Source organism: Pseudomonas sp. B28(2017) (genome assembly GCF_002113025.1).
Taxonomy (GTDB): domain Bacteria; phylum Pseudomonadota; class Gammaproteobacteria; order Pseudomonadales; family Pseudomonadaceae; genus Aquipseudomonas.
This window is the reverse complement of the sequence record NZ_NEJH01000012.1, coordinates 154,939-161,455: the sequence shown is the minus strand read 5'-3', so window position 1 is coordinate 161,455 and position 6,517 is coordinate 154,939. Positions and strand designations below refer to the sequence as shown.

Genomic DNA, 6,517 nt, shown 5'->3' with positions numbered 1-6,517 from the left:
CACCTCTTTTTCAACTTCCTTTCAGCTTCGATGACCTGAAGCAACCTGCCGCCGAAATCTGCGTAACTCATTGTTTAACAAGGAGTTTTCCGTTTCGACTGCGCCGGAAGTGGGGCGAATTATAGGCCTCCAGAATCTGCCGTCAACCACTATTTACGCCTTTTTGGCAGAAGAGCCCTTTTTAGCCATCAACCGCGGGATTCGACGAGCTAAAGGCGGTAGCCGCAGCACTAACAGCACTACCCCTATAGACGCATAGATCGCCCACTCCTTCAGGTCGGCGCGCACAATCCAGAGCATATGCAGCAATCCAAGCCCGAGAATTACATAAGCCAGGCGATGCAACTGCTTCCAGCGAGCACCCAATCGCCGCTGACTGTATCGATTGGAAGTCACCGCCAATGCCAGCAATTCTAGAAAGCCCAGCGCCCCGACAATAATGTAAGGCCGCTTGCGCAACTCGACACTCAGCTGTGACCAGTCAAAACCAAGAATGAATGCGGAATAACTAATGAGGTGGAGCAGCACATAGGTAAAACACCACAATCCCAACTGTCGCCGCACGGAGCCCCACCCCGCCCAACCGGTGAGCTTCTGCAAAGGCGCCATGCTCAACGTTACAAGCAGCAGAACAAGCGCCCCCAAACCCAGGCGATCGACCAGCACCTTGCCCGGATCCGGCCCAAGCACATCGTCCCAGGCCTGGTACAACCACATCAGCGGCCACACCAACACCACAATAAAGACGCCGATACGCCAAAACGGATAGCGCATCAGTAATTCACCCTCAGGTCGAGCCCCGCATATAGAGAGGCGACTTCCTCTGAATAGCCGTTGAACATTTGCGTGTCGCGCACATTGGGTTTGAGCAACCCGCTGGGCAGGCGGCGTTCACGAGCCTGAGTCCAGCGAGGATGATCAACGGTGGGATTCACGTTCGCATAAAAGCCATATTCATCCGGTGCAATGCCCTGCCAGGTGGTTTTCGGCTGCTCGCTGACCAGACTGATACGCACGATGGACTTAATGCTCTTGAAACCGTATTTCCATGGCACCACCAATCGCAGCGGCGCACCGTTTTGATTAGGCAGCTCACGCCCGTACATGCCTACCGCGAGAATCGCCAACGGGTTCATCGCCTCATCAAGACGCAGCCCTTCTATATATGGCCAGTCGATCAAGGCAAAACCGGAGCGCTGACCCGGCATGCTCTTGGGATCCTGCAGGGTTTCGAAGCGGATGAATCTGGCTTTCGAGGTCGGCTCGACCTCCTTGAGCAAAACCGAGAGGGGAAAACCGATCCAGGGAATGACCATCGACCAGGCCTCCACGCAACGCAGTCGGTAGATTCGCTCCTCCAACTGATACGGCTTCATGAAGTCTTCCAGCGCATACCGCCCAGGCTTGCCCACCTCCCCGTCCACCACCACGGACCACGGTTCCGTCTTTAGTGTGCCCGCATTGGCAGCTGGATCACCTTTATCTGCGCCGAACTCGTAGAAGTTGTTGTAACGGGTCGCATCCTTGAATGGCGTGATCGCCTCATCCTTGACGTTGACCGCGCCCCACTGGGTAGTCGCAAGCTTTTCGCTGAGCCAGGAGGGCGCCTTGCCGGATTCGACATCCGGGTAGCGCGCAGCATCGCCAGCGCTGGCCCATTGCGGCAGGCAGCCCAAAGCCAGACCGGCAACCGTGGAACCGAGCACTTTGCGTCGAGATAGATAGAGGGATTCAGGTGTGACGTCCGACTCATGGCAGTCGGACGCCTTGGAGACTTTGATCAGCATGGTTACTCCGCAGCTTTGGAGGACAGATGCACCCATAGACTGCGGAGTATGAGGGAAATTACGCGCTCTTGTTACGGCGAAGGCGTAACAGGTATTGAACCGGACCGGAAGCTGCATAGGCGAGAAACACCAGCAGCAGGATGCGCGGCGGATCACTGAATACCACTGCGAAGACCAGCACCACAGCGAGAATCGCCACGAAAGGCACTCGCCCCTTCAGATCCAGCTCCTTGAAGCTGTTGTATTTGATGTTGCTGACCATCAGCATGCCGGCCGCAGCAACCATCAGCGCCACCAGGAAAGACATCTTGGAGCCCTGGATGCCGTAATCGCTGAATGCCCAGACAATGCCCGCAACAACACCCGCCGCCGCCGGGCTGGCCAGGCCTATGAAGTAGCGTTTGTCCGCCGTACCGACTTGAGTATTGAAGCGCGCGAGACGCAGCGCCGCACCCGCGACATAAACGAAGGCAACCATCCAGCCGACCTTGCCCATGTCACCCAAGGCCCAACCGAAGGCCAGCAATGCCGGCGCAACTCCAAAGGCGACCATGTCCGACAGCGAGTCGTACTCGGCACCAAAAGCGCTCTGCGTGTTGGTCATGCGCGCAACCCGACCATCAAGGCCGTCGAGTACCATCGCGACGAAAATGGCGATGGCGGCAAACGCAAAGTACTTGCTCGCATTGACCGAGTCGCCGGCGCTCAAGGCAGCCTGGGCGCTCATCGAGTTGATGATGGAGTAGAACCCTGCGAACAGGTTCGCAGTGGTGAACAGATTCGGCAGAAGATAGATACCACGATGCCGGACTTTACGACCTTCAGCGTCATGCCCTTCCTCGACATGTTCATCGATGGGCAGCAGGCTTTCGGCGTCAGAAGCCTGGTTTGGCTCTTCGGGGCGTTCGCTCATGGACATTACCTTGCAACGGGGTGGAAAGTTTGGACAGGTGTCTGGGACGACGGTTCGGCCACAAACGATGCAGCTTTATACCAGAACCGGCCTCCCAAACGAAAAAACGCGGCCTAAGCCGCGTTTTTTCGTACAAGCGCGTGACTTAGTTTTTGGCTTTGTCGACGATCTTGTTGGCACCGATCCACGGCATCATGGAGCGCAGTTGCTCGCCGATGATTTCGATACCGTGAGCGGCGTTGTTACGACGCTTGGCGGTCATCGAAGGATAGCCGGTAGCGCCTTCGCTGATGAACATCTTGGCGTATTCGCCGTCCTGAATACGTTTCAGGGCGTTGCGCATGGCCTGACGGGATTCGGCGTTGATGACTTCAGGGCCGGTCACGTACTCGCCGTATTCGGCGTTGTTGGAGATCGAGTAGTTCATGTTGGCGATACCGCCTTCATACATGAGGTCAACGATCAGCTTCAGTTCGTGCAGGCACTCGAAGTAGGCCATTTCCGGCGCGTAGCCAGCTTCGACCAGGGTTTCGAAACCGGCTTTTACCAACTCAACGGTACCGCCGCACAGAACGGCTTGTTCGCCGAACAGGTCGGTTTCGGTCTCGTCCTTGAAGGTGGTTTCGATGATGCCGGTACGACCGCCACCAACGCCGGCAGCGTAGGACAGTGCAACGTTCTTGGCGTTGCCCGAGGCGTCCTGGTAGATAGCGATCAGGTCAGGGATACCGCCGCCTTTCACGAACTCGGAACGAACGGTGTGGCCCGGGGCTTTCGGCGCGATCATGATCACGTCGAGGTCAGCGCGCGGAACAACCTGGTTGTAGTGGATCGCGAAGCCGTGAGAGAAGGCCAGGGTGGCGCCTTTCTTGATGTTCGGCTCGATTTCGTTCTTGTACAGCTGGGACTGGAACTCGTCCGGGGTCAGGATCATGACCAGGTCGGCGCCGGCAACAGCGGCAGCCACGTCGGTCACTTTCAGGCCGTGGGCTTCAGCCTTGGCAACGGTAGCCGAACCTTTACGCAGACCGACAGTCACGTCAACGCCGGAATCTTTCAGGTTGCACGCTTGAGCGTGACCCTGGGAACCGTAACCGATGATGGCAACTTTTTTGCCCTGGATGATCGACAGGTCGCAGTCTTTATCGTAGAAAACTTTCATGAATTTCCCCTATATCAGGCCGTTCAGGCCGTTCGCTAATTTGGTTTAGATGCTGAGTACTTTGTCGCCGCGGGCAATACCGGTGACGCCACTACGGACGGTTTCCAGAATCGAGGCGGTGCCAATGGACTGAATGAAGCTGTCGAGCTTGTCGCTGGTACCGGTCAGTTGAACGGTATACACGCTGGCGCTGACGTCGACGATCTGTCCACGGTAAATATCGGTGGTGCGTTTGATCTCGGCGCGCTGGGCGCCAGTGGCCTTGACCTTGACCAGCATCAGTTCACGCTCGATGTGAGCGCTTTCCGACAGGTCCACCAGCTTGACCACTTCGATCAGCTTGTTCAGGTTTTTGGTGATCTGCTCGATGATTTCATCGTGACCGACAGTGGTCAGCGTCAGACGCGACAGGGTCGGGTCTTCGGTTGGCGCCACGGTCAGGCTTTCGATGTTGTAGTTGCGCTGCGAGAACAGGCCGACTACGCGAGACAAAGCACCAGGTTCGTTTTCCAGAAGCAAGGAAATAATGTGCCGCATGATTAGGTACGCTCCGTCTTGCTCAGCCACATATCGCGCATGGAGCCGTCTTTGATCTGCATCGGATAGACGTGCTCGCTGGTGTCGACCGAAATGTCGATCACCACCAGGCGATCTTTCATGGCGAACGCCTCTTCCATCTTCGACTTCAAATCTTTCGATTCGGTGATGCGCACGCCGACGTGGCCATAGGCTTCAGCCAGCTTGACGAAGTCAGGCAAGGATTCCATGTAGGAGTGCGAGTGACGGCTGCCGTAACTCATGTCCTGCCACTGACGAACCATACCCAGAACACCGTTGTTGAGGATGACGATCTTGACCGGCAAACCATATTGCAAGCAGGTCGACAGCTCCTGGATGTTCATCTGGATACTGCCTTCACCGGTGACGCACGCAACATCGGTGTCAGGGAAGCTCAGGGCGATACCCATAGCGGCCGGCAGACCGAAGCCCATCGTGCCCAGGCCACCGGAGTTGATCCAGCGGTTCGGCTTGTTGAACTTGTAGTACTGCGCAGCAAACATCTGGTGCTGGCCCACGTCGGAGGTCACAAAGGCGTCGCCCTTGGTCACTTCGCACAGGGTTTCGATCACGGTCTGCGGCTTGATCTTGCTGCCGTCGCCCTTGTCGTAAGGGAACAGGCCGCGATCACCGCGCCACTCATCAACCTGCTTCCACCAGCTGGCGACCGCTTCCTTGTTCGGGGTTTCGCCGATTTCCTTGAGGATCGCGACCATTTCGGTCAGGACGCTCTCCACCGGACCGACGATTGGCACGTCAGCCTTGATGGTTTTGGAAATCGAAGCCGGGTCGATGTCGATGTGAATGATCTTGGCGTTCGGGCAGAACTTCGGCGCGCCGTTGATTACGCGATCGTCGAAACGCGCACCGACTGCCAGGATCACGTCAGCATGGTGCATCGCCAGGTTCGCGGTGTAGCTGCCGTGCATGCCGAGCATGCCGATGAACTGACGGTCGGTGCCAGGGTAGCCACCGAGGCCCATCAGGGTATTGGTCACTGGCAGGTTGAGCATCTTCGCCAGTTCGGTCAGTGGTGCGGAACCACCGCCGAGGATCACGCCGCCGCCCGAGTACAACACAGGGCGCTTGGCCGCCAGGAGCATTTCTGCCGCCTTGCGGATTTGACCGGAGTGACCACGAACAGCCGGGCTGTAGGAACGCAGCTTGGCCTTTTTCGGGAAGACGTATTCGAACTTCTCGGCCGGGTTGGTCATGTCTTTCGGGATATCGACAACGACCGGGCCAGGACGACCGGATTGCGCCAGGTAGAACGCCTTCTTCATGACTTCCGGGATTTCCGACGCGTGCTTGATCATGAAGCTGTGCTTCACGATTGGCCGGGAGATACCGATCATGTCGGTTTCCTGGAACGCATCGGTACCGACCATGGTGCTCGGTACCTGCCCGGAAATGATCACCATCGGAATGGAGTCCATGTAGGCCGTGGCGATACCGGTAATGGCATTGGTTGCACCCGGACCGGAAGTCACCAGTACCACGCCGGCTTTACCGGTGGCACGGGCGTAACCGTCAGCCATATGGGTAGCCGCTTGCTCGTGACGAACCAGGATGTGGGTCACTTCCGGTTCTTTGAACAGGGCATCGTAGACATGAAGAAGAGCACCACCCGGGTACCCGTAGATATATTTGACGCCTTCGTCGCGCAAAAAGCGGACGAGCATCTCACCGCCAGATAAAAGCTCCACGTTGCTCACCTCTAAAACGCCAGAATACCGCCCACGAAAAATAGGACGGGTCTTAATAGGTTTACTTCTCAGCAGAGCATGAGCGACGGTGGTCGCCGACTACGTCAGCACTGACTGAGCAAGTATTGGGATCGTCCCAAGTGTTGCGGGCCTTTCCCACCCAGCGCGAGGTAACGCGTTGCGGGTGTAACAGGTCGACGCGGATATGCGCCTCATGATCTGCTGAGAGGGTCTGCTTCTGGCAGTCCCTGTACAGCGGACTTTGGATTCTTCTGTTTCGCCCTTCGCAAGTCAAGTCGTCTATGAGCTTTATCCTAGTAAGCACATGAGAACGCAAGAAAAAACCTGTAAATCCGTTGCGTGTTAGCTTCAATTGCGCAAGTTTTGGCAA

Annotated in this window: 6 protein-coding genes; all 6 read right to left on the bottom strand. The window is 56.9% G+C overall.

Features of this window, described 5'->3' with window-relative positions; genetic code table 11:
- Nucleotides 1–153: 153 nt before the first annotated feature.
- Entirely contained in the window at nt 154–774 is a 621-nt protein-coding gene (gene msrQ, locus CAF65_RS24035) for a protein-methionine-sulfoxide reductase heme-binding subunit MsrQ (protein WP_085718501.1), read from the bottom strand.
- The gene (msrP, locus tag CAF65_RS24030) at nt 774–1,787 is read right to left on the bottom strand and encodes a protein-methionine-sulfoxide reductase catalytic subunit MsrP (protein WP_085718500.1); all 1,014 of its coding nucleotides are present in this window, start codon (nt 1,785–1,787) and stop codon (nt 774–776) included. The genes msrQ and msrP overlap by 1 nt, the downstream gene beginning before the upstream one ends.
- A 58-nt stretch (nt 1,788–1,845) precedes the next feature.
- Complete coding sequence (gene pssA, locus CAF65_RS24025; protein WP_057400427.1) at nt 1,846–2,700, bottom strand: CDP-diacylglycerol--serine O-phosphatidyltransferase; 855 nt, start codon at nt 2,698–2,700, stop codon at nt 1,846–1,848.
- Between the two features lie 145 nt (nt 2,701–2,845).
- Entirely contained in the window at nt 2,846–3,862 is a 1,017-nt protein-coding gene (gene ilvC / locus CAF65_RS24020) for a ketol-acid reductoisomerase (protein WP_007959661.1), read from the bottom strand.
- A gap of 45 nt (nt 3,863–3,907) precedes the next feature.
- Entirely contained in the window at nt 3,908–4,399 is a 492-nt protein-coding gene (gene ilvN / locus CAF65_RS24015) for an acetolactate synthase small subunit (RefSeq protein ID WP_003205610.1), read from the bottom strand.
- Nucleotides 4,400–4,401: 2 nt separating this feature from the next.
- Complete coding sequence (locus CAF65_RS24010; RefSeq protein WP_085718505.1) at nt 4,402–6,126, bottom strand: acetolactate synthase 3 large subunit; 1,725 nt, start codon at nt 6,124–6,126, stop codon at nt 4,402–4,404.
- Nucleotides 6,127–6,517 lie beyond the last annotated feature (391 nt).